The 22,485-nt window shown below is 69.8% G+C and carries 18 protein-coding genes; 10 read left to right on the top strand and 8 right to left on the bottom strand.

The genetic code is table 11. The features are described 5' to 3' along the window. Window positions 1–463 precede the first annotated feature (463 nt). The 5 genes from KY572_RS19380 to tesB all read left to right on the top strand — a co-directional run bounded on the left by KY572_RS19380 (window position 464) and on the right by tesB (window position 4,996). Complete coding sequence (locus KY572_RS19380; RefSeq protein WP_224244372.1) at window positions 464–1,357, top strand: hypothetical protein; 894 nt, start codon at window positions 464–466, stop codon at window positions 1,355–1,357. Continuing rightward, window positions 1,354–3,189 carry an ArnT family glycosyltransferase gene (locus KY572_RS19375; protein ID WP_224244353.1) on the top strand — a complete coding sequence of 612 codons (1,836 nt, stop codon included), beginning with the start codon at window positions 1,354–1,356 and terminating at the stop codon, window positions 3,187–3,189. Before KY572_RS19380 ends, KY572_RS19375 begins: the two co-directional genes overlap by 4 nt. Before the next feature lie 103 nt (window positions 3,190–3,292). Further along, window positions 3,293–3,886 carry a hypothetical protein gene (locus KY572_RS19370; RefSeq protein ID WP_224244352.1) on the top strand — a complete coding sequence of 198 codons (594 nt, stop codon included), beginning with the start codon at window positions 3,293–3,295 and terminating at the stop codon, window positions 3,884–3,886. Continuing rightward, window positions 3,873–4,112 (top strand): hypothetical protein, encoded by a 240-nt coding sequence (locus KY572_RS19365; protein WP_224244351.1) that lies wholly within the window; start codon window positions 3,873–3,875, stop codon window positions 4,110–4,112. Before KY572_RS19370 ends, KY572_RS19365 begins: the two co-directional genes overlap by 14 nt. A gap of 14 nt (window positions 4,113–4,126) precedes the next feature. Then, window positions 4,127–4,996, top strand: a complete 870-nt coding sequence (gene tesB, locus KY572_RS19360; protein ID WP_224244350.1) for an acyl-CoA thioesterase II — start codon at window positions 4,127–4,129, stop codon at window positions 4,994–4,996. 21 nt (window positions 4,997–5,017) lie between these two features. Here the strand turns inward: tesB and KY572_RS19355 are convergent, their stop codons facing one another. Beyond that, on the bottom strand, window positions 5,018–6,697 hold the full coding sequence (locus KY572_RS19355; protein WP_224244371.1) for a metallophosphoesterase: 1,680 nt from the start codon (window positions 6,695–6,697) through the stop codon (window positions 5,018–5,020). A gap of 271 nt (window positions 6,698–6,968) precedes the next feature. Between KY572_RS19355 and KY572_RS19350 the strand changes: the two genes are divergently transcribed. Further along, on the top strand, window positions 6,969–8,714 hold the full coding sequence (locus KY572_RS19350) for a M28 family peptidase (protein ID WP_224244349.1): 1,746 nt from the start codon (window positions 6,969–6,971) through the stop codon (window positions 8,712–8,714). Between the two features lie 118 nt (window positions 8,715–8,832). Here the strand turns inward: KY572_RS19350 and KY572_RS19345 are convergent, their stop codons facing one another. After that, on the bottom strand, window positions 8,833–9,927 hold the full coding sequence (locus KY572_RS19345) for a hypothetical protein (protein WP_224244348.1): 1,095 nt from the start codon (window positions 9,925–9,927) through the stop codon (window positions 8,833–8,835). Window positions 9,928–10,226: 299 nt separating this feature from the next. Here KY572_RS19345 and KY572_RS19340 point away from each other — a divergent pair, with 299 nt between their 5' ends. Then, window positions 10,227–12,839: a choice-of-anchor A family protein gene (locus tag KY572_RS19340; RefSeq protein WP_224244347.1), complete on the top strand. Its 2,613-nt coding sequence runs from the start codon at window positions 10,227–10,229 to the stop codon at window positions 12,837–12,839. An 87-nt stretch (window positions 12,840–12,926) separates the two neighbouring features. Here KY572_RS19340 and KY572_RS19335 read toward each other — a convergent pair whose 3' ends face one another. Next, entirely contained in the window at window positions 12,927–14,036 is a 1,110-nt protein-coding gene (locus KY572_RS19335) for an acyltransferase family protein (protein WP_224244346.1), read from the bottom strand. 324 nt (window positions 14,037–14,360) lie between these two features. On the opposite strand from KY572_RS19335, the gene KY572_RS19330 reads away from it, so the two are divergent. Then, complete coding sequence (locus tag KY572_RS19330; protein WP_224244345.1) at window positions 14,361–15,434, top strand: 3-deoxy-7-phosphoheptulonate synthase; 1,074 nt, start codon at window positions 14,361–14,363, stop codon at window positions 15,432–15,434. Window positions 15,435–15,442: 8 nt separating this feature from the next. On the opposite strand, the gene KY572_RS19325 is transcribed toward KY572_RS19330, so the two are convergent. Beyond that, a complete protein-coding gene (locus KY572_RS19325; protein WP_224244344.1) occupies window positions 15,443–16,228 on the bottom strand; it encodes a hypothetical protein in 786 nt (261 codons plus the stop codon). 185 nt (window positions 16,229–16,413) lie between these two features. Here KY572_RS19325 and KY572_RS19320 point away from each other — a divergent pair, with 185 nt between their 5' ends. Next, window positions 16,414–16,908 (top strand): hypothetical protein, encoded by a 495-nt coding sequence (locus KY572_RS19320; protein WP_224244343.1) that lies wholly within the window; start codon window positions 16,414–16,416, stop codon window positions 16,906–16,908. Between the two features lie 33 nt (window positions 16,909–16,941). Here the strand turns inward: KY572_RS19320 and KY572_RS19315 are convergent, their stop codons facing one another. The 4 genes from KY572_RS19315 to KY572_RS19300 form a co-directional block, all read right to left on the bottom strand. Beyond that, complete coding sequence (locus tag KY572_RS19315; protein WP_224244342.1) at window positions 16,942–17,853, bottom strand: MBL fold metallo-hydrolase; 912 nt, start codon at window positions 17,851–17,853, stop codon at window positions 16,942–16,944. A gap of 24 nt (window positions 17,854–17,877) precedes the next feature. Next, entirely contained in the window at window positions 17,878–18,639 is a 762-nt protein-coding gene (locus tag KY572_RS19310) for an SDR family oxidoreductase (protein ID WP_224244341.1), read from the bottom strand. Between the two features lie 42 nt (window positions 18,640–18,681). Continuing rightward, window positions 18,682–19,011 (bottom strand): thioredoxin, encoded by a 330-nt coding sequence (gene trxA, locus KY572_RS19305; protein WP_224244340.1) that lies wholly within the window; start codon window positions 19,009–19,011, stop codon window positions 18,682–18,684. Between the two features lie 135 nt (window positions 19,012–19,146). After that, on the bottom strand, window positions 19,147–20,067 hold the full coding sequence (locus KY572_RS19300) for a LysR family transcriptional regulator (protein ID WP_224244339.1): 921 nt from the start codon (window positions 20,065–20,067) through the stop codon (window positions 19,147–19,149). Window positions 20,068–20,248: 181 nt separating this feature from the next. Here KY572_RS19300 and KY572_RS19295 point away from each other — a divergent pair, with 181 nt between their 5' ends. Continuing rightward, complete coding sequence (locus tag KY572_RS19295; RefSeq protein WP_224244338.1) at window positions 20,249–22,483, top strand: peptidase domain-containing ABC transporter; 2,235 nt, start codon at window positions 20,249–20,251, stop codon at window positions 22,481–22,483. Window positions 22,484–22,485: the final 2 nt, after the last annotated feature.

The following is a 22,485-nucleotide window of genomic DNA, read 5'->3' as shown; positions in this document are numbered from 1 at the left end:
TCCGCAAGGCGGGCGTCCTCTCCCGCCACTTCTGGCTCCGTTCCTTGTTGTAAAGAAACTTTTGCCTACCTACTTAGGAGGCGACGCGGATCCGGTACTTCAGCCCCACGCCTGCGGCGGGCTGGGGAGACGGCGGATGGACGGTGGCGCAGGCCACGAGCACCAGGCTGGCAATCACCCCCCATCCCAATCGAACGGTGCACATGGAGCGCGGAATGGCCGAGTTCCGCTGAACAAGGAGCCCCTCCCGGCTCCTCGTCCGCCAACTGGTATGACAGCCATACCAGTTCGGACGGAACCTGGTACCCGGGCCCCCGCGGGCTGAACTGGTACGACAGCCAGACCAGTTGGGACGGAACCCGGTACCTCGGCCCCCGGGGCTGATAAGGTCCCGCGCGTCGTGAACGACACCCGTGCCCACAGGCCACTCCTGCGCGCGCTCCCGCTGGTCGAGCTCGGGGGGATGGTGCTCGTCGCGCTCCTGTGCCTCCTCTTCTACGCGCGGCTTCCGGGGCGGCTCGCCTCCGAGGCGGACTACCGCGCCGTGGCCGAACGGCTCCAGGCCGAGCTGAAGCCGGGAGACGCGGTGCTGCTCTTCCCCTGGTGGACCGAGCGCGCGCGGCTGTACCTCCCGCCCGAGGTGCCGGTGTACGGCTACCTGGGCTCGGACCGGGACGAGCTGACCCGGCACCCGCGCATCTGGGTGCTCGGCGAGCCCCGGCTCCCCAACGCGGACGAGGACGACTTCCTGAAGGCCTTCCGGCCGTACCGCACTCCGGTGGGGCAGCCCTTCCAGGCCGGCAACCTCACCCTGACGCTCTACACGAATGGCCGCTACCGGCCGCACCGCTTCGTGGCCTCCGAGGCGTACGCCAGCGCTCGCGTCTACCTGGAGTCCCCGGACGGCACGCGGCGGCCGTGCCCCTTCGACGGGCGGGCGCACCGCTGCCCCGGACCGCCGCACCTCTATGTTGCGCCCGAGTGGCATGAGATCCACTACGAGCCGCGCCACTGCCTGTGGATGCACCCTCCCGGCGGCAAGGACCGGCTGGTGGCAGAGTTCGACAACGTCCCGGGTGGCACGGGGCTGCGCCTCGAGGGAGGACTCATCTTCGAGTACACCTTCGGCCGGCCCCGGGCGAGCAACATCCATATGGGCGTGGACGATGCGCGCAGCGGCGAGCGGCTGGTGGACGTCGTGGTGCGGCAGGGCGTTCCAGGCGTGTACGAGGCGGAGCGCGAGCTGCCTCCGGGTGAGCCTCGCACGGTGAAGGTCTGGTCGCAGGCGGACAACGCCGAGGCACGCCAGCTGTGCCTGGATGTGTTCGCGCTGGGCTCCGCAGGGGGGAGCCCATGAAGACGGGGCGGGCTCCCACCCGGGACGAGCGGCGCATCGCCTGGGTCCTGTGGGCAGTGGCCTTCACGGCCCTCTTCCTCACCGAGCCGGCCGTGGGCTTCGTGCGAGACGAGGGCATCTACTTCGCCGCCTCGCAGAGCTACGCGGGCTGGTTCCGGCTGCTGTTCCACTCGCCCTCGATGGCGCTGACGGACGGAGCCATCGTCCGAGCGTGGGACGTCAACCACGAGCACCCGGTGCTGATGAAGGAGCTCTACGGGCTGTCGCACCTGCTGTTCCACCAGACCCTGGGGTGGCTGCGGCCCGCGACGGCGCTCCGGCTGCCCGCCTTCGCCATGGCGGCGCTGGTGCCGGCGCTCACCTTCCTGCTGGGCAGCGCCATCTACGGGCGGGCCGCCGCGCTCTTCGCCGCCCTGTCCTTCCTGCTCGTACCGCGCCACTACTTCAACGCCGAGCTGGCCGCCTTCGACATGCCGGTGGCCGCCATGTGGATGCTCGTCATCTACACCTTCTGGCGAGCCATGGAGGACCGGCGCTGGGGCGTGTGGTGCGGCGTGGCGTTCGGGCTGGCCATCGCCACCAAGCACAACGCCCTCTTCCTGCCCTTCCTGCTCGTCCCGTTCGCCCTGTGGCGCGCGTGGCGCGAGAGCCAGCGCTCCCCGGTGGCCCGCGAGTGGGCCTGGCGCTTCGTGGGCCTCTTCGCCGCGGTGGCGGTGCTCTACCTGCTGCTCTTCGTCGCGCTGGGCCCGGTGGCCTTCCAGAAGCGCTTCCTCCCCCTGAGCCCCCACATGCTGCTCTTCGTGGGGCTGGCCGTGGGCGCCTTCTGGATGCTGGACGAGTTGCACCGCGTGAGCGAGCCCACCGCGCGAGCGCTGCTGCCCATCGCCACCATGGCCATCCTCGGGCCCGTCCTCTTCTACCTGCACTGGCCCTACCTCTGGCACCACCCGGTGGATCGGGTGGCGTGGTACCTGAACTTCCACGCCACGCACGAGCACTACGCCTGGTTCTACCTGGGCGACCTCATGCGCGCCCCGCCGTTCCCCCTGGCCTATGTGGTGGTGAAGACGGCCCTCACCGTGCCCACCAGCCTCTTCGTGCCCATGGTGCTGGGCTGGCTCACGGTGGTGGGGCGCGGGCTGCTGAGCCTGTCGGAACGCACGAGAGAGCTGGTGAAGCGCCCCTCCGCCACCGAGACGCTGGTGGCCGTCAACGCGGTGTTCTCCATCCTCATCATCAGCCACCCACAGGTGCCGCACTTCGGCGGGGTGAAGCACTGGATTCCGTCGATGCCCTTCCTGGGCCTGCTCGCCGGAGTCGTGGTGGTGGGCGGCTGCTCGGCCCTGGTGGAGCGCCTGCGAGCCCGCCGCCCCTCCCTGCCCTTCGCGGCCGTCGCGGTGCCGGTGTTCGCCCTGCTCATGGCTCCGGCGCTCATCGGGCTGGTGCGCGTGTTCCCCTACGGCACCGCCTTCTACTCGGAGCTGGCGGGAGGCGTGCCCGGGGCGGCCTCGCTCGGCATGCAGCGCCAGTTCTGGTCCAGCCACGTCACGGGCGTGCTGCCCTGGATCAACGAGCACGCCCGCCCCGGCGCCCGTGTCTACCTGCACGAGGTGACGGGCTACTCGTTCCAGCACTACCAGCAGAACGGGATGCTGCGGCCGGACCTGCAGCCGGTCTGGAGCCCCTTCGACGCGGACATCGTCGCCTACCAGTACCACCAGGAGTTCCGCGAGCACGAGTTCAACATCTGGCAGGCCTTCGGCACTCGGACGCCCGTCACGGGGCTCTACCTGGACGAGACGCCGCAAATCGTCGTCTATCAACGTCCCTGAGCGGCCCGCCGTCTACCAGCAGACGAACACACCTCCCTGAGAGGTAACGTCCAGGCTAGGCTGCACCCAACAGTGAGTAGTTCCACGCCGGAGGGAGGAACACATGACGCGGTGGTCATGGGCCGTGGCAGTGTTGGCGCTGGGAGCTGGCTGTAGCAAGGGCAACGACGGAGCGCAGGCGCGCGCGCAGATCCGCAAGGTGGGCGGCTCCATGATGGAGGTCGTCCCCAGCGACGGGCAGCTGCCCTACTGTCTGCTCTACACGGTGTCCCAGAAGGGCATCGTCCGGCAGCTCACGATGACGCGGGAGAACCGCTCCATCAAATGCGATGCGGGCCGCCCCATCGCCAACGCCAGCTTCCGCGTCCCCGTCCAGGAAGGGCCGGTGAAGGTCTACGTCATCTTCTCCAACGAGCGCATCCAGGCGGGCCCGGTGGCGCAGCAGCTCTTCGAGCTGCAGGGCCGCGAGCGCGTGACGGGCATGGACTTCCGCCTGCCCGGCCAGGCCTTCGTGGAGATGCTGGAGTTCATCCCCGAGGAGGGCGGCGCTCCCGTCACCGGCGGCGTGGTGAGCGCCGGCGGCGAGGTGGGCCCCGGCGACAACGCCGCGGGCGAGGAGGGCCAGACCGAGGTGATGATCGGCGACGCCCCCACCGACATGGATGGTGGCGTTGCGCCGGGAGATGCCGGCACCTAGCGCGGCGCTCGGCCTACGCGCGGGCTCGGTGACCGCACCGGGGGGGGCGATTGGACCCCTGGGGTACTGCCTGGGGGCTCCGCGGGCCCGGCTCGAGGCGCGCGTCACCCTGAGCGCCATGCTCGACCGGTACGCGACGCTCGGCCGCGGGGCAGGGCCCGCGGTGCGACAGCCGTTCGCCCCGGTCAGCCTCGGCTATAAGGCACTGCCGCTCGTGCTGGGCTGAAGGTGGAGCTGGAAATGAGCCGTGTGCTGAATGATCTGCTGTCGCTCCTCGAGCTGGAGCCCATCGAGGAGAACCTCTTTCGCGGCCGCAGCCAGGACCTGGGCTACCGGCAGCTGTTCGGCGGCCAGGTGCTGGGCCAGGCGCTGTCGGCCGCCAGCAAGACGGTGGAGCCCGAGCGCCGCGTGCACTCGCTGCACGGCTACTTCCTGCGCCCCGGAGACGCCACCCTGCCCGTCGTCTACACCGTGGACCGGGTGCGCGACGGCGGCAGCTTCACCACCCGGCGCGTGGTGGCCATCCAGAAGGGCCAGCCCATCTTCACCATGATGGCGTCCTTCCACGGCGAGGAGCCGGGCCCCACCCATCAGGCCTCCATGCCCCAGGTCGCAGGCCCCGAGGGGCTCCCGTCAGACATCGAGCTGCTGAGCCGCCAGGCCCACATGCTCCCGGAGCGGGTGCGCGAGAAGTTCCTGGGCGAGAAGCCCATCGAGATGCGCCCGGTGACGTACCAGGACCCGTTTGCCCCCCAGCAGGCCGAGCCCACCAAGGCCCTCTGGTTCCGCGCCAACGGCGAGCTGCCGGAGGATCCGCAGGTCCACCGCTACCTGCTGGCCTATGCCTCCGACTTCAACCTCCTCACCACCGCCATGCTGCCTCACGCCCAGAGCGTCCTGCAGCCCCACATGCAGATCGCCAGCCTGGACCACGCCCTCTGGTTCCATGGCGATCTGCGGATGAACGACTGGCTGCTGTACTCCATGGAGAGCCCCTGGTCGGGCAACGCGCGCGGGCTGGCCAATGGCCGCATCTTCAGCCGCGACGGCCGGCTGGTGGCCTCCGTGACGCAGGAGGGACTGCTCCGCGATCGGAAGGCGGGGAAGTGAGCGCCCCGCCCCGGCTCGGGCTCAGGTGATGCGCAGGGGCTCCTCGATGAGCACGGGCTCGGTGGCCTTCGGATCGTCGGGCTCGTACGCGGGCGCGTAGGGCCCGGCCTGCGTCTGCTTCCACTTGCGGGGCACGCGCTCGACGCCGATGGGGAAGATGGTGAGGCTGCCGTCCGGATCGATGCGCAGGCGCAGGAAGTTCTTCCAGTCCGGTGAGGCCAGGCCGCCGAAGGCCTCGTTCGAGTGGGCCAGGAAGCCGTTGACGCTCACGATCATGTAGAGGCCCACCACCAGGGGCCCGACGAGGTAGCCCCCGACGAACGTCAGCCCCGCGCTCAGCAGGAACTTGCCGGCCAGGTGCAGCCAGCCCCCCGTGCAGTGCAGGCCATCCGCCGCCAGCTCCGGACAGACGCCCAGCACGCTGACGGTGAAGTAGGTGGCGCCCCAGGCGCAGAAGAACGCCCCCAGGATGTGCCCCAGCCCGTGGAGCGCGCCCGCCAGCAGCCGCCACCTCCCGAAGGCCACATCCGCGGCGCCCGCGAGCCCTCCCAGGGTGGCCACCCCCAGCACCAGGGTCAGCGGCCGCAGGACCATGGCGTGGCCCACCGCGGACACCACATCGAGGATGCGCGACAGCCCCAGGTGGCCCACCTCCGCGTAGGCCGCCAGCGCCAGCAGCAGGTAGAGCGTCCCCGTCATCAGCCCGAACAGCGGGCTGTAGCGCAGGATCCACAGGTTCTTCCAGGTGATGCGCCGGGAGGTCTTCTCGTCCGGGAACGTCTTCTTCAGCACGTAGCCGTCCAGCAGCTCCTTCGCCGCGGGCGCGTGGGTGGGGTGCAGGAAGGCGCCGCCCCCTCCGGCGATGATCTTCTGCCGTCCCTCGGCATCCTCGTGCCGCCGGTAGTGGTGGAGATCTCCCGCGATGAAGACGCTGATGCGCTTGCCCAGCACCTTCTCCTGCAGGTAGTCCAGGTTGCTCTCCAGGTAGCCCCGGCGCCGCTTGGCGGCGGTGGCGCGGATCCACGCGGGCTCCGCGTTGCAGAGGATGACGCGGTCCTTCGGCCCCATCAGCGCCGCCACCGCGCGGAAGTACTCCACCTGCGGCACGTCGATGTCGCTGTACAGCTGCACGTCCGTGCCCAGCAGCCACCAGTTCTGCGGCAGCTTCAGCGCGAAGTAGCTGCGGCTCTGCCGCGTGCGCCGGCCCGCCACCCAGCGGTGCGCGCAGAACAGGCGTATGAAGGACGCCAGCCCGTCGTACCAGTCATGGTTGCCCGGGATGACGAACAGGTCCGGACTGGGCGGGTGCGAGCGGCGCATGGCCGCCTCGTACGGCTGGATGAGCCGCTCCTCGTACATCTCCCGGCTGGCGCCCGGGTACACCTCGTCTCCACCGAAGACGAGCACCCGTCCTCGTGGGGTGACGTGTCGCGCCCCGCCCTCGGTGCCCACCTCGAGCGTCGGCAGCGCCAGCAGCCGGGCGATGCAGTAGGTGGGGTCCCACCCGTCGCCGGTGTCCGCCACGTAGTCCAGCCAGAAGCGGCCCTCCGCGTCCTCCACCTGCGAGTAGTCGAAGTAGGGCTCCTGGGGGCGCACCACCGACTCGATGAGCCGCTGGTCCGCGCGCACGCCGAACACCGCCGAGACGATGGCGTCCAGGCTGGTGCGGATGAGCTGCGCGGGGTGGAACCAGCGCACCATGCCCGCATGGCGCTGGGGCTTCGTGGCGGTACCGCTCTCCGGAGTCGTCACAGGAGCCTCAAAGTCACCCAGCACCGCCCATGGGTCAATTCCCTGACAGGTTGGCTGCTCCGACCGCACCGGAGGTACGCTGCGAGCCTCGGTCCGGGATGCACCGCCGCACTTCGCGGCACGAACGCCCTCCCCGAAAAAAGACGCTGCGGCACGCAACCTACATGTGCCCACTTGCGATAACTCCAGCATACACCGTCACACACCGGGAGAGCGCACCATGTCCACGAGAATCAGCGAGAGATTTCAGGGGGTTGGCGCGCAGCGCGAGTCCGTCCCGGCCCAGCGGAACACCGCGACGGGTGCGGCGGCCAGGCCCACGGCACCGGCTCCGGCGGCCTCCGCGAGGACTCGCGACGGCTTCGAAGGAGCCCCGGCCTCCGCGCAGACTTCGCGGGCGCAGGTGGCGCTCGGCGGAGCTCCCCTCCCCTCGAGCCCCCTCGCCGTGAGCCCTCGGGCCGGTGGCCCCCTGTCCCAGAGCGTCACGCCGAACACGCCCATCGAGGACAACAAGACCGTCACCTCCTCCCTGGTCCTCACGGGCGACGCCACCGTGGACTCGCTCAAGCTGGACCTGGACCTCGCCCACACGTACCGGGGCGATCTCGTCGTCTCGCTGACCAGCCCCTCCGGCAAGAACGCCGTCGTCTCCAACAAGCAGGGCGGCGGCGCGGATGACCTCAAGGGCAGCTTCGATCTGTCCGCCTTCGCGGGCGAGAAGGCCGCCGGCACCTGGACGCTCTCCGTGCAGGACACGGCCACCCAGGACACGGGCACGCTGCGCGGCTGGGGCCTCACCGTCACCCCTCGCCAGGAGCAGCCGACGCCCTCCACCGGGGATGACTCGGATCCGATGAAGCACATCGCCTACCTGGCCTCGGACGAGCTCAAGGGCCGCGACAGCCCCTCCGAGGGCCTGAGCGCCGCCTCCGCCTACGTGGCGGACTTCGCTAAAAAGTACGGCCTCGTCGGGCCCAACACCCAGAACCCGACCGACCCCTTCCAGCAGAAGTTCCCGGTGTTCTCCTTCGTGGGCGGGCCTCGCGAGGGCGTCCACGGCGCCGCGCACGAGCACGCGCCGCACAAGGAGTTCGGCCACCAGCTGTTCGACGAGGGCTTCTACCTCGACCCGAGCATGCCCGCGGAGACCCGCGAGGTGCTCACCCGCCGCTACGAGGAGACGATGCAGGCCGCCGGCCGGCCGCTGGCGCCGCGCTCGGGCCCCATGAGCGTGGATCAGCTCCGGGAGGTGGCCCGCGCCGATGGCCTGGCGCAGAACACCATGGCCCTGCTGCCGGGCACCGGCCCCCACAAGGACGAGGTCATCGTCGTGATGGCCCACCTGGACCACGTGGGCGTGGGCCGCAACGGCGCCGTCAACAACGGGGCCGACGACAACGCCTCCGGCAGCGGCGTGCTGATGGCCGCCATCCCGGAGCTCGTCGAGGCCCAGAAGCGCGGCGAGCTGGATCGCTCGGTGCTGTTCCTGTGGACGGGGGCCGAGGAGAAGGGCCTGGTCGGCTCGCAGTACTTCGTGGACCACCCCATCCCCGGCCTGGGGCTGAAGGAGATCTCCGGCGTCATCAACACGGACATGGTCGGCCGGTGGGATGACCAGCGGCTCTCCGTCGTCGACACCAACTCCCGAGGCCAGGCCAACTACTTCCGGGAGATCGTCGGCCAGGCCAACCAGCAGATGGCCGACCCGTTCGACCGGCTCAACCAGGACATCAACCAGTACCGCGACCGGCAGGACGGCGCCGTCTTCACGCGCAAGGGCGAGGACGTGCTCTTCCTCTTCGAGGGCCTCTCCAACCCCAAGGGCGGCGGCGACCTCATCCCCGAGTACCACGCGCCCACGGACGACATCGACAAGATCCTCCGTGACAACGGTGGCAACAAGCCGCGCCGGGTGAAGGACCTGATGGTCAACGTCATCAAGCTGGCCTCCAACCGCGAGAGCTGAGCCAGGGCCTGGGCCGCCCCGCTCCGCCCCCCGGGGAGGTGCCCGTGTCGGGCGAGCGCGCCGCCGACTGGTATGCTTGTCATACCAGTTCGCGGCAAGTCCGGCCGACCTGGGGGGGTCAGGGCTTCACGGGCTCGGGCCAGAAGAACGGGGCGAGCGCGCCCTCGACGCCCAGCAGGAGCTGCTTCGTCCGGGTGTCCCACACCTGGGCGAAGCCCGGAGCGCCGTTCTCGAAGACGAGCAGCAGGTCCTTCTCGAGGACCAGCCCGAGCGCGGTGCCCTCATCCGCCATCAACCCCTTCAGCTCCACCCACTGGCCCTGCTGCGCCCAGCGCATCGGCGCGGAGGCGTAGACCGAGCCCTCTCCCTCCCAGTGGGACAGGTAGTAGAGCGTCCCGCCCGGCGTGGCGAGGGCCCTCCACTCCGCTCCGTCGCTGCGCCCCGGGAAGAGGGACTTCAGCTTCGCCACATCCCCCACCGGGGCCTCCTCGCCCGGCGGAGGCGCGAGGGCGCCGGCCCGGGCGATGGGCCGCATCGCCTTCTTCGCTTCGAGGATGCCGGTGCCCGCGGCGATGTCCGTCTCGAAGGTGCTCGCCTTCCGCTCGATCAGCTTCCAGCCCCCGGCCTCGAACCGGTAGGCCTGGGCGAGCCCCGCCATGCCCTCGTCCGCCGGCAGCGGGTAGCGCTCGCCCTCGAAGGAGATGACCTCCCGCCCCTCCGCGTCATTCGCGGGCTTCGGGAAGTAGGGGCCGCCGATGATGGCCACGGGCCGCCCCTCCCCATCCAGGCCCAGCTCCTCGAGATCCCGGAGGTCGTGCGCATCCTTCCCCTCGGCCTGGGGCAGCCCCTTCAAGTCCAGCGGCTCGCCCGTTCCCTGGACGAGGTCCACCCGCGAGGCCCGGCGGGAGCCCGACATGAACACCAGGCCCTCCTTCCCGCTCGGGCTCCAGGTCACCGTGGCGCGGGAGCAGTCCTCGTCGAAGCGGAACAGCACGATGGGCGCTCCGCCGCGCAGCGGGTGCCGCACCCACTCGCAGCGCCCCTTGTCCACGCTCTTCAGATACGACAGCGACGGCCCCTGCACCTGAGCAGGCGAGCGAGCAGGCGCGGCGGCCACTCCCGCATCCTGTGCGGTAGCGGACGGCGGGTTGGACTTGCAGCCGATCAGCAGAACGGCGACGCAGAGCGCGTGGCTCCAGCGCGCCGCAGACACGCAAAGTCGTCGAGTGTGCAGCACGGATGTCGAACTGTGGATCAAGGTCGCTCCGGACTCGGCCTCGAAGCAGGTCGATTGATCGAGCCCAAACAGAGAATCACGTAAAAACAGGAAGGCCTTCAACCTTTCAACACACGTTGTCGGTGCCCGGTTGCCGTACTGCGCGCCCGACTCAAGGTTCCCCACATCCCTGGCTGAAAGAGATTTCTGGCTGTCGGGGATCCGCTCGGAGTTCCAGGGCGGGGGTTGGTCTCAAAACGGACCTTCGAGGTCCAGCGCATCGTGGGGGATGCCAGATGAAGATCAAGTCTTTGGGGAGAGCCTTGCTGTGTGTCGTTGCCCTGGCCGCCGCGGCATGCGGTGTGACGCCGGGCGAGACAGCGGCTCAGCCGAACGTGAACGCCAGGCGCCAGGGGGTCAACAGCACCAACAAGGTGCTGATCCTCGGCAGCAGCGTGAGCGGCGGGCTCTCCAGCCGCGAGGCGCTGGCGGTGGCCGCCGCGGCGCCGACCGCGCAGATCGACGTGGTGACGCCCGTGCAGTGGCGGGCGATGACGGCCGAGCAGTTCATGGCCTACCGCGCGCTCATCATCGGTGATGCGGGGTGCCACAGCGGCCCGGCCGCGTTCGAGGCGGCGGTGCAGACGCGTGACACCTGGGGCGCCATCGTCGACGGTGACGTGGTCATCGTCAGCACGGACCCGACCACCAATCACACGCCGGAGCTGGTGGAGAACAGCATCAAGTTCGTCCTCAACTCCGAGCAGAAGCGCACCGGCATGTACATCTCGCTGGGCTGCGCGTATCAGAACACCCGCAACCCCACCGCCGTGACGCTGCTGGAGCCGTTCGGCGGCTTCCAGGTGCAGGGCGTGCCGGACTGCGCCGACCGCGCGCACCTGCTGAAGATGAACGGGGACCGGCTCTCGGAGTCCACCACCGACACGGAGCTCATCGGCAGCGGGTGCGCGGCGCGCTCGGTGTTCACCCGCTACCCGGAGCGCACCTTCTCCTTCGCGGCGGTGGCGATGAGCGCCTCTGGCTGGCCCATCCCCGGCCAGCGTCGCTACACGGACTACCTGGTGAACCCGGAGACCGAGACGCAGTACCTGGGCACGCCCTACGTCCTGGTGCGCGGCGCCATGCCCGTGGCCGCCGGCTGTGGCCTCGCCGCCTGCTCGGCCACCCGCGAGTGCGACCTGGGGGACCTGCTCAACGGCCAGCCCGCGGTGGCGAACCAGGCTCCGCATGAGACGTGCTCGTACTCGTGCCACCTCAACTGGTGCGGCGACGGCCAGGTGAACCCGGAGTTCGGCGAGGAGTGCGACAACGGCATCCACAACGGCCGCTCGACGCAGGGCTCCGGCGAGATCGGCACCTGCTCCTCGTTCTGCAAGCTCACCGAGCTGCCGGAGACTCCCGCCCAGGCGCCCGTCGCGCTGTGCAGGGACGTGACGGTGGTGGCCGAGTACAGCTGCAGCGAGTACGCGAACATCGACAACGGCTCGTATGATCCGGACAACGATCTGGTGGGCTGCACGCAGAGCGAGCCCGGCCCGTATGGCGCCGGCAACACTCAGGTGACGCTCACCTGCACGGACGCGGCGGGCCACTCCTCCTCCTGCGTCGGCACGGTGACGGTGGTCGACCACGTGGCGCCCACGGTGACGCTCAATGGCCCGGACTCCGAATACGTGGAGTGCGTGGCCAGCGGCCACTACGCCGATCCGGGCGCCACCGCGACGGACATCTGCCAGGGCGCGCTGCCGGCGAACCGGACGGGCTCGGTGGACATGAGCTTCCCGGCCGCCTACGCGCTGAGCTACACGGCGACGGACGCCTCCGGCAACGTGTCGCTGCCCGTGTCGCGCACGGTGACGGTCGAGGACACGCTGGCGCCTCAGCTCCAGGTGCGCCCCGGCCCGTCCTACCTCGAGTGCAACGGCGCGCCCTACGTGGATCCGGGCGCCACCGCCTCCGACCAGTGCTCCGGGGACCTGAGCGCGAGCATCGTCACCACCAGCAACCTCGACCAGTCCCAGGCCGGCCAGTACACCGTCACCTACCGCGTGACGGACAACGCCGGGCACCAGAGCACCGCGGTGCGCCAGCTCACGGTGGGCCCCTGCTCCTCCGAGGGCTGCATCAACCTGAGCCTGGGCGACTACAACCTCTTCCTGCGCGAGGACTACCACGGCGGCCATGACGTGGTGGGCAAGGTGGCGGTGGGCGGCAACGTCTCCTTCACCCACTTCGCGGTGGGCTCGGGCCTGGCGCAGACCGACATCGCCAACACGCTGGTGGTGGGCGGCAACCTCACGCTCAAGCACGGCGCCGTCTGGGGTGACGCGTGGTACGGGGGCAACTACAAGGCGGACTCCACGGTCATCTACCCGCGGGGCACGGTGCGCAAGGGCACACCCATCGACTTCGCCGCCCGGTTCGCCGAGCTGAACGCCCTGTCCCTGCAGCTGGCCGCCATGCCCATCAACGGCTCCACGGTCCGCACGCCGTGGGGTGGCATCCTGCTGAGCGGCACGAGCACCCACGTGAACGTCTTCGACGTGGACGCCAGCGCCTTCAACGGGGCCAAGCTGTTCTCCATCGAGGCGCCGGCCGGCTCGCTGGTGGTGGTCAACATCCGCGGGGCCTCGGCCCACTTCAACGGCTTCGGCATCCACTTCAGCGGCGGCATCGACCAGCACGGCGTGCTCTTCAACTTCTTCGAGGCCACCCGCATCAACGCCCACGGCTTCGGCTTCTGGGGCACGGTGCTGGCGCCCTCGGCGGACATCACCTTCAACGACGGCAGCTGGGACGGTGGCATCTACGCGAAGTCCCTCAACGGCAACGCCGAGGGCCACATCAACCCGCTGGGCGATCGCAACCTCTGCGACGACAACCACTGAGCCGCTCGCGCAACCTCCCGGCGCTCCGAGCAATGGGAGCGCCGGGCCTTGCCGGCGGCGGGCGGCGGGCGCCTCACCCCACGGCCGTCACGGTGTCGGAGCCAGCCCCTCGCGAGGCTGCTCCGCGGGCACGGGGCGCGGGACAGGCCGGGAGCTACCGATGCTCCAGTGGAACCAGCCCTGGCCCTTGAAGAGCATGTAGATGAGCCAGGGGCCCACGCACCCCGCCAGGGTGCCGAGCACCACGTGCACCCCCACCGCCGTCTCCGGGTGCAGGCGCTCCAGCCCGATGCGCATCCCCGACACGAAGTAGAGGTGGAACAGGTAGAGGATCATGCTGATGGAGCCGGTGAACGACAGCCGGCTCCAGGCGAACCGCCACACCGAGCCCCAGTGCAGGCTGCGGCCGCGCAGGAAGACGGTCAGCGAGAACAGCATGCAGAAGCCCAGCGTCCCGTTGATGGCGTTGACCACCGAGTACTGCTCGAGCGGCAGCAGCGCATACACGAGGATGATGAGCCCCAGGAAGGTGGCCGGCACCAGCGCCTGGACGGAGACCGCGGAGCGCGAGAGCCACTGGCGCACGGGGGCCAGCCACGGGTAGACGAGGATGCCCAGGGCGAAGAAGCGGTTCCAGTAGAGGATCAGCTCGACGTACTCGTTGAGCACGCCGGTGTGGAGCGACGTCCAGGGGCTTGCCGCCAGGTGCATCACCAGCGTGAGCCCGAAGTAGGCCGCCCACGTCCACCGGCCGAACACGGGCGCGGCGAACCGGCGGAACACCCAGGCCACCAGGGTGCAGCCCACCAGCGCGTGCACGAACCAGAAGATGGAGTACGGCGGGAACCACGTGGTGGGCATCTGCAGGAAGAGCTTGAGCCACGCCTCCTTGCCATGCGGCAGGCCCCACGACAGCTCCTGCATCAGGAAGAGCACGGGCGCCCAGACGAGCATCGGCACGAAGAGCTTGTTCAGCTTCTTGCGCAGGAAGTCCACCAGCGACGGGTCCTCCTTCCCGAAGGCCGCCACCGCCACGCCCGAGCCCATCAACATCACGGCCATGTTGAAGCTGTGGATGATGTCCACCAGCACTCGGAGGTCGGCCCGGTTCGGAGGGAAGAGCTTCCGCACCCCGTGGACGGCGTCCACTCCGAGTACGTGCACCAGCACCACCAGCAGGATGCCGATGCCCCGCATGCAGAACAACTCACTGGAGAGCGTCTGAGTGTCTTCCCTGCGGTTTGGCATAGTGATCCTCGATATATCCAACTCTACTGAAAAGCGGAAAGCGGAGCAAAACCTCCATCTCTGTTTTGTGTGTGGTGCCCCTGCTTTCTAGCTCGAGCGGATCATCACGCCGAAACCCTGGCGATTTACGCCTACCCTCCTACACCCACCGCAGAGGCGCTTTGCCCCCGCCTGCCTGCCCGCCTCGGAGCGCCCTCGGCGGTCGCCTGCAGCCTGCCCCTCATCGAGAAGCCCGCATCCGGAGAGTGGGCTTATAGAATGAGGCACCGCTCCATGACCGCTCGCACTGAAAACCTGAATGTCGTTGGCGTCGACCACATGCCCTCGCCGGTGGAGATCAAGGCGAGGGTGCCGATGACCGGGCAGGCGGCCGAGGCCGTGCTCGCCGGGCGCCGTGCCCTGATGGACATCCTGGACCGCAAGGACCCGCGCATGTTCGTCATCGTGGGCCCGTGCTCCATCCACGATCCGAAGGCGGGCCTGGACTACGCGCGACGGCTGCGCAAGCTGGCCGACGACGTCCGCGACACCTTCCACATCATCATGCGGGTGTACTTCGAGAAGCCGCGCACCTCCACCGGGTGGAAGGGCTTCATCAACGATCCGCGGATGGATGACTCCTTCCACATCGAGGAGGGCATGGAGCGGGGCCGTCGCTTCCTGCGGGACGTGGCCGAGCTGGGCCTGCCGGCGGCGACCGAGGCGCTGGATCCGATCGCGCCGCAGTACTACGGCGATCTGGTGTCCTGGACGGCGATCGGCGCGCGCACCGCGGAGAGCCAGACGCACCGAGAGATGGCCTCGGGGCTGTCGACGCCGGTGGGCTTCAAGAACGGGACGGACGGCTCGCTGGAGGCGGCGGTCAACGGCATCCTCTCCGCCTCGCGTCCGCACAGCTTCCTGGGGCTGAGCGACAGCGGCGCGTCGGCGATCATCCGCACGGGCGGCAACGCCTACGGCCACCTGGTGCTGCGCGGCGGCGGCGGGCGGCCCAACTACGACACGGTGTCGATCGCGCTCGCGGAGCAGGCGCTCACCAAGGCGAAGCTGCCGCGCAACATCGTGGTGGACTGCTCGCACTCGAACTCGTGGAAGAAGCCCGAGCTGCAGCCGCTGGTGATGCGCGACGTCATCCATCAGATCCGCGAGGGCAACCGCTCCGTGGTGGGCCTGATGGTGGAGAGCTTCATCGAGGCGGGCAATCAGCCCATCCCGGCGGACCTCTCGCAGCTGCGCTACGGCTGCTCGGTGACGGACGCGTGCGTGGACTGGGCCACCACCGAGCAGATGCTGCGCAAGGGCCACGAGGTGCTGCGCGACGTGCTGCGCTCTCGCGGCACGGCGTGAGCCCTGGCTCAGCCCGAGGCGACAGGACGCCGGAGCTTCCGGGCGATGGTCCGCGTCACCGAGAGCAGGTTGGCGGGGGTGAAGCGGAACCAGAAGCCCACGTAGCTGCCGTTGGTGCGAAACTCCGGGTTGAGCTCGGCGTAGCGCCGGGCCGCGGGCCGCTGGAAGAAGGTGCGCGGGTAGCGGCTCAGCGTCTCGGGCGTCATGTAGATGTCCACGAAGAACAGGCCCGTCTCCGGATCGACGCGGAAGTGGCTCTCCTGGGCCAGGGCCTGGAACGCCTCGCGCACCGCCACGCTCTCCGCGTCGGAGGCCTTCGGATCGAACGGCTGGTAGTGCGCGAGCGCCTCGGTGATGGACACGAAGCCGAACACGCTGGCGATCGAGAGCCGGTAGTGGCGGGTCCACGGGTGGCGCAGCTTGTTCGTGAGGAAGAAGTCCAGGCCCGAGAGCAGGTGCAGGCCGTGGCGGCGGTACTCGGGGAGGATGCGCAGCTTGCCGCCGAGGATGACGCGGCTTCGGGGCAGGCTCAGGGGCGCGGTCCTCCAGAACTGGAAGCCGACGATGTCGCCCGTGTCCCGGCGGCGGAACACGTGGACGACGTCGTTGGCCTGGGCGTGGACGCGGAAGTGCTCCAGGTCCTCGGCCATCAGCCGGTTGGAGACGGCGTGCAGCGCGCGCAGGTCCGCCTCGGAGAGGTTCTCCCGGTGGATGCGTTCCAGCCGGACGGGAGGGCGGATCGCGGAGAGGCGGAGCAGGAAGTCGAGCATGGCGCCGCCCTGTTCTAGCGCCATCCAGGCGGGGGCTCGGAATATTCCGTGGGGTGGAGGCCGCCTTCTCCCCCGCTCCCCTGTCGACGGGACGGAGGGCACGGTTGAGCTTCCCGGTTGGCGTTCCTTCCCGTCACTCCCACCCTCCAGGCAGGGAGGTGCTCTGCATGGATGGCCACCGATTGCCTGAGGGTCTGGGATGGTTGAGCGTGGGGCTGGGACTGACCGAGCTCACCTTCGCGGAGGGGCTCTGCCGGCGTCTTGGCGCGCCAGGTGCCGCCCGGCTGGTCCGAGTGCTGGGAGCGCGGGAGCTCTTCACGGGCATGGGCCTCCTCTCGCAGAAGGAGCAGCGCCCCTGGCTGTGGGGACGCGTGGCGGGTGACTCGATCGACCTGTCCCTGCTCGGGGCCACCTTCGGCAGTCGACGGGGGAGCACGCTCTGGCGGATAGCGGCCACGGTGGCGGTGCTGGGAATCACCCTCGTGGACGTCTACGCCGCGAGCGGGCGCCGTCCCCGACGCATCGCCAGGCCGAGCGCCCTGGATCCGCTGAACTCCGGAGGGCCCGCGGAGAGCTGGCGCGGCAGCGGCCTCGCGGAGGACGTGGGCGCGCCGCGGCACGGGGCCGGCTCGGAAGAGGACGAGGCGGAGCGACAGCAGCGGATGAGGGACGCGGAGCGCCAGCTCGGCCTGCCCCCCGTGTAGCCCCTTCCCCCGCGGACCCCATCCACCTTCCGCTCACGGGGTGGATTCGGCAGCCTGGCGCGACAACTCCGCTCCCAGCAGCATCGGCAGGAAGAGAGGGTTGAGGTGATGGGGGTAGCGCCGGGTCAGCTCCTCCTTGGCCCGTCCGAGCGCATCGCGATGGGGCAGGCCCTGCTTCCGTGCCGCCGCAACCGCCTCGACCACGGCGCGGAGGTACTCCGCCTGCTGGTCCAGCAGTTCGGGCCCACCGGAGAGTCCATGCCCCGGGTGGATCCACTTCGGCCGCAGGGCGCGCAGCTCTTCGAGGCGGTGGAGCCACTCGTCGACCCGGCCGTTCTCGAACCAGCTGTGGGAGCCATTCGCGACCAGGTCGCCCACGAAGAGGTGCCCTTCCCACTCGATGACCAGATGGGCCGGGCTGCACCCGCTGCCGAGCACGTGCACCTTCACGGTGAGGCCCCCCGCGCTGAGCTCCCGGGTGCTACTGCCCAGGCTGTCCGGGAGCGCGAGTGTCCGGGGGTAGCCGCCCATGCTGTACTTCTCGAAGAAGACAGGGGACCACTTCGCGTGGACGTCCGCGATGAGGTCGCGAACCTGCTCGGAGGTGACGACGGGGACCTCTTGAGACTGGAGCCAGGCCGTTCCGTTGAAGCGGTCGGGGTTCGGGTGCAAGACGATCGCCAGCTTGCTCGCCTTACCGGTGCGCTGCTCCCCGTAACGGATCAGCTTCCTCAGCGCGGAGGGAAGGAACTGCGTGTCGATCAAGATGAGCCCCTCGGGGCCCTCGATCCAGAACGAGGACGTCTGGAACGACCAGTCGGACGAGATGTACTGGCCGACGCGACGGTCTCCCTGCTCCTCCACGGAGTTCGAGTACAGGTGATCCCCTCGGGAAGCGGCGCAGCCGAGGAGGAGCGCGAGCAGAACCACGAGTGAGAATCTCATGGGCGTGGGACTCCCGAGCACTGGCTACCGGCGCTTGACGTTGAAGGGACCGAAGCCCTGGTCCGCGGGCATGACCTCAACGACGTTGAGGTTCACGTGGGGCGGGCGAGTCACGCAGAACAGCACGATGTCCGCGATGTCCGCGGCCACGAGCGGCTCCATGCCCTCGTAGACCTTGCTCGCACGCTCGGCATCGCCCTTGAAGCGCACGGTGGAGAAGTCCGTCTGCACCATGCCGGGCTCCACGCAGGTGACGCGCACGCGGGTGCCTGCCAGGTCCGCCTTCAGGTTCTCGGTGAACTGGTGCACGAAGGCCTTGGTCGCGCCGTAGACGTTGCCGCCCGGGTAGGGGTACGTGGCGGCGATCGAGCCGAGGTTCACGACGTGGCCACGGTTGCGCTGCACCATGCCGGGCAGGAGCGCTCGCGTCACATAGAGGAGGCCCTTGCAGTTGGTGTCGACCATCGTCTCCCAGTCGTCGAGCGACGCGGCGTGGGCGGGCTCAAGGCCCAGGCCCAGGCCGGCGTTGTTGACGAGGATGTCCACCTCGGCGAACGGGGCCGGCAGCGAGGAGAGCTTCGCTTCGACCTCCGGGCGCGAGCGCACATCCAGCTCGATGACGTGCGAGGGCGTGCCGAGCTTCGCGGCCAGGGCCTCGAGCCGATCGCGGCGGCGGCCCGTCAGGACGAGACTGGCTCCCGCGCGCGAGAGGGCGATGGCGCAGGCCTCACCGATGCCCGCGCTGGCGCCCGTGACGAGCGCCGTCCTTCCATTGAGAGGTTCCATGGGGCGCGGAATCTAACAAGCCCCCATGGAAGGGACAGGGCTTCAGGAGACCAGCGGACGGAGCGCCTCTTCCAGCTTCGCGCGAGGCACCGCGCCGACGATCTGCTTGACCACCCTGCCCTCCTTGAAGACGAGCAGCGTCGGCATCGCTCGGATGCCGTACTCCTCTGGCGTCCGCTGGTGGTCATCGACGTTGAGCTTGGCGAACTTCACCCGCCCCTTGTACTCGGAGGCCAGGGTTTCGAGGACCGGAGCGAGGACGCGGCACGGAGGGCACCACGTCGCCATGAAGTCCACCAACACCGGCTGCTTGGACTCGAGCACCTCGCGCTGGAACTCCGCATCCCCCACCTCGATGACTTCCCCTGCCATGACGTGTCCTCCTGAAGAGGCCTCGGTCGGTAGACCGCGCCTCGGTGTGCGGAAGATGTAATGGGGGTGGCCCTGGGGGACGAGAGCCCGTGGGGAAACGCACTGTTCCGCGAAGTCCCTTCAGGGCACCAGGGCTCAGCCGCGAGACCGGGGAGAACGAGGAGCGGTGGGAGGAACCTCTGCCTCCCAGGGAACCGCGGCGCTGCGCTCCAGAAGCATGCCCAAGAAGGCGCGCACCTTCGGAGCCAGCTGGCGGCTGCTGGGGTAGACGGCGAAGACGGGGATGCCGGGAGGTGTCTCGGACGCCAGGATGGGCACGAGCATCCCGGCGCGGACATCCTCCGGGACCAGGGACGCGGGCAGCCGCACCACGCCCAGCCCCGCCCTTGCCGCCGCCTGACCGGCGCGGACACTGGGCACGCGCAGCCGGCCGCTCACCGGCACCGTCCGTGCGCCCTTCCCTTCCCCGAAGAACCAGACCTCGTCCGTGCCGGGCTCGGCCAGCAGGACGCACTCGTGTCCCTGCAGCTCCTCGGGAGAACGAGGCGTGCCGCGGCTGCCGAGATAGGCGGGGCTGGCGTAATAGCCGGTGCGCACGAGCCCGAGCCGGCGCGACATCAGCGTGGAGTCGGCCAGCGGTCCGGTGCGCAGCGCGAGATCATACTCCTCGGCGATCAGGTCCACGTGCGCCTGGGCGAGGGAGACCTCCACGCGCATCCGAGGCTCGCGCAGGAGGAACTCGGCGATGACGGGCGTGAGCAGCTCGCCGAGCAGCGAGAGGGTCGCGATGCGCAGCGTGCCCTGAGGTGTGTCGCGAGACTCGCTCAGCGCGCGGTTGACCTCCCGCGCCTCCGCGACGAGCCGCGAGCACTCCGCGTGGTACTGGCGCCCCACCTCCGTGAGGCGCAGCCTGCGCGTGTTGCGCTCGAGCAGCCGTGTCCCCAGCCGCTCCTCGAGCGCCGCGAGCCGGCGGCTCACCGTCGACTTGCGCAGGCCCAGCCGCTCCGCCGCGGCCGTGATGCCGCCCGTCGCCACGACTTCAACGAAGAGCAGCATGTCATCCAACAGCGGAGGGCTCGGGGACACGGCGGGAGCCTACGCGCCACTGGCACGGAGCGCGAGCGCCCCCGGAGTGAGCTTTCTTGAAACTGCCGATTTCGTTTTTTCAATGGTGCTTTGACAGGAATCAATTCTCCCAATGCTTAGTTTCAGGGACCGCGCGGAGAACACACGCCTCATGATTCAACCGCTGAGCGAGTCGCAGGCTTCTGGAACGTTCACCCTCGAGAGCACGTCCCCTACGGAGGCACGGTCGCCCGCCCATGCATCGCACGAGGAACTCCGTGCCGCTCCCTTCACCCCGGAGGCGCTGCTGCCGGTACTGGAGGCCCTGGGCGAACCCGCCGGTGTCGCCGTGGATCCGATGGCGCTCCACCGCTGGAGCCGCGCCCATCCTGAGCGCCCGTCCGAGGCGTGGACGGAGCGCTTGCAGGAGGCCTGCGCGGCGGTAGGCCTGCGCGGCGTGTGCCAGCGCATGTCGGTGAAGGAGGTACTCGCGGGAGGCCTCACGCTGCCTGCCGTCATTCTGGGGCCCATGGGCTGGGTGCTCCTCTCAGAGCGCCGGCGCGAGCAGGTGCGCGTCGTCATGATGGGGCAGACGGAGCCTCGGCCTCGCTGGGTGCGCGGGCCGAAGCTCATGGCCATGGCAGGCGCGACCAGCCAGACCCAGCCACTGGACTGGGTGGTAGCGGTGCCCACCATGCCGCTGGAACGGGTAGGAGGCGGTGGAGGCCACGGCGGCGAGCATCCCACCCCCATGCAGCGGCTGCGCTCCCTGCTGTGGCTGGAGCGGGACGATCTGAAGGTCGTCCTCGTCTATGCCGTCGCCGCGGGCATGCTCTCGCTGGCCACCCCTATCGCCGTGCAGGCGCTGGTGAACTCGGTGGCGTTCGGCTCGCTGCTGCAGCCCCTCGTCGTCCTCTCCATCCTGGTGATGGGCGCGCTCGCCTTCGCGGCCATGCTCCGGGCGCTCCACATCCATGTGGTGGAGATCATCCAGCAGCGCATCTTCGTGCGCGTGGCGCTGGACGCCGCGCACCGCATCCCCCGGGTGCGTCGCGAGGCCTTTGATCGCAGCTATGGCCCGGAGCTCGTCAACCGCTTCTTCGACGTGCTCACCATCCAGAAGACGCTGGCCGTCTTCCTGATCGACGGCGTCAGCCTGGTGCTCCAGGCCCTCATCGGCATGATGGTGCTGGCCTTCTACCACCCGGTGCTGCTCGCCTTCGACGTGCTGCTCATCGCGGCCACGTTCGTCATCGTCCTGGTGCTGGGCCAGCGGGGCACGGACACCGCCATCGAGGAGTCCAAGTCCAAGTACGCGGTGGCCGCCTGGCTGGAGGAGCTGGCCCGGCACCCGCTCACCTTCCGCTCGAAGGACGGCACCGCGTACGCCGAGGCGCAGGCGGACGTGCTGGCCCGGCGCTACCTGGGGACGCGGCAGCGCCACTTCTCCATCGTGTTCCGCCAGGTGGTGGGCTCGCTGGGGCTCCAGGTGGTGGCCAGCGCCCTGCTGCTCGGGCTGGGCGGCTGGCTCGTCATCCAGCGGGAGCTCACCCTGGGCCAGCTCGTCGCCGCCGAGCTCATCGTCACCGCCGTGCTCGCCTCGTTCGTCAAGTTCGGCAAGCACGTGGAGAACTTCTACGATTTGCTGGCCGCGGTGGACAAGCTGGGACACCTGGTGGACCTGCCGCTCGAGGAGGAGGGCCCCCACCGGGAGACCCTGCTGGCGCGGCCAGGCGGGCTGACGGTGCGGCTGCACGACGTCCACTTCGAGTACGCCGAGGGCAGGCCGGCGCTGGGGGGGCTCGGGCTGGAGCTGGCCGCGGGCGCGAAGGTGGCCATCCTCGCCGACAGCGGCGTGGGCAAGAGCACCCTGGCGGACCTGCTCTTCGGCATGCGCATGCCCACCCGCGGCCGGGTGGAGCTGGCGGGGGTGGACACACGCCGCGCCTCGCTGGCCGAGCTGCGCACCCAGGTGGCGCTGGTGCGCGGGGTGGAGCTGCTGGAGGGCTCCGTGATGGAGAACGTGCAGGTGGGCCGTGCCAGGGTGGGCCCGGCCGAGGTGCGCAAGGCGCTCGCCTCGGTGGGGCTGCTGGAGCCCGTCCTCGCGCTGCCCCAGGGCCTGGACACCCCGCTGGGGCCGGGAGGCGCCCCGCTGTCCAGCGGGCAGGTGCGGCGGCTGATGGTGGCGCGCGCCCTGGCCGGCGCTCCCCGCCTCCTCGTCCTGGACGACGCGCTCGAGGGGCTCGGCGTGCGCGGCCGCCGGGAGGTGATGGACGCCCTGCTCGCCAAGGGTGCGCCCTGGACGCTGGTGGTGCTCTGCAGCGAGGAGGATGAGGCCGTGCGGCGCATTCCCCAGCGCTACACCCTCACGCAGCTGATGGCGGGGACACCCCGAGGAGGACGCTGAAC

It is taken from the genome of Hyalangium gracile, from assembly GCF_020103725.1.
GTDB classification, from domain to species: domain Bacteria; phylum Myxococcota; class Myxococcia; order Myxococcales; family Myxococcaceae; genus Hyalangium; species Hyalangium gracile.
The sequence above is the reverse complement of the archived record's forward strand: the minus strand, read 5'-3'. Positions and strand labels throughout refer to the sequence as shown.

Excerpts from the sequence above, each read along its gene's own strand:
- KY572_RS19365 (WP_224244351.1), top strand. The coding sequence starts at position 3,873 with ATGCCGGCACCTAGCGCGGCGCTCGGCCTACGCGCGGGCTCGGTGACC.
- KY572_RS19295 (WP_224244338.1), top strand. The coding sequence starts at position 20,249 with ATGATTCAACCGCTGAGCGAGTCGCAGGCTTCTGGAACGTTCACCCTC.
- KY572_RS19325 (WP_224244344.1), bottom strand. The coding sequence starts at position 16,228 with ATGGCGCTAGAACAGGGCGGCGCCATGCTCGACTTCCTGCTCCGCCTC.
- KY572_RS19375 (WP_224244353.1), top strand. The coding sequence starts at position 1,354 with ATGAAGACGGGGCGGGCTCCCACCCGGGACGAGCGGCGCATCGCCTGG.
- KY572_RS19315 (WP_224244342.1), bottom strand. The coding sequence starts at position 17,853 with ATGAGATTCTCACTCGTGGTTCTGCTCGCGCTCCTCCTCGGCTGCGCC.
- KY572_RS19310 (WP_224244341.1), bottom strand. The coding sequence starts at position 18,639 with ATGGAACCTCTCAATGGAAGGACGGCGCTCGTCACGGGCGCCAGCGCG.
- KY572_RS19300 (WP_224244339.1), bottom strand. The coding sequence starts at position 20,067 with ATGCTGCTCTTCGTTGAAGTCGTGGCGACGGGCGGCATCACGGCCGCG.
- KY572_RS19330 (WP_224244345.1), top strand. The coding sequence starts at position 14,361 with ATGACCGCTCGCACTGAAAACCTGAATGTCGTTGGCGTCGACCACATG.
- KY572_RS19340 (WP_224244347.1), top strand. The coding sequence starts at position 10,227 with ATGAAGATCAAGTCTTTGGGGAGAGCCTTGCTGTGTGTCGTTGCCCTG.
- KY572_RS19355 (WP_224244371.1), bottom strand. The coding sequence starts at position 6,697 with ATGGTGCGCTGGTTCCACCCCGCGCAGCTCATCCGCACCAGCCTGGAC.
- KY572_RS19370 (WP_224244352.1), top strand. The coding sequence starts at position 3,293 with ATGACGCGGTGGTCATGGGCCGTGGCAGTGTTGGCGCTGGGAGCTGGC.
- KY572_RS19335 (WP_224244346.1), bottom strand. The coding sequence starts at position 14,036 with ATGCGGGGCATCGGCATCCTGCTGGTGGTGCTGGTGCACGTACTCGGA.
- KY572_RS19380 (WP_224244372.1), top strand. The coding sequence starts at position 464 with ATGGTGCTCGTCGCGCTCCTGTGCCTCCTCTTCTACGCGCGGCTTCCG.
- tesB (WP_224244350.1), top strand. The coding sequence starts at position 4,127 with ATGAGCCGTGTGCTGAATGATCTGCTGTCGCTCCTCGAGCTGGAGCCC.
- KY572_RS19350 (WP_224244349.1), top strand. The coding sequence starts at position 6,969 with ATGTCCACGAGAATCAGCGAGAGATTTCAGGGGGTTGGCGCGCAGCGC.
- trxA (WP_224244340.1), bottom strand. The coding sequence starts at position 19,011 with ATGGCAGGGGAAGTCATCGAGGTGGGGGATGCGGAGTTCCAGCGCGAG.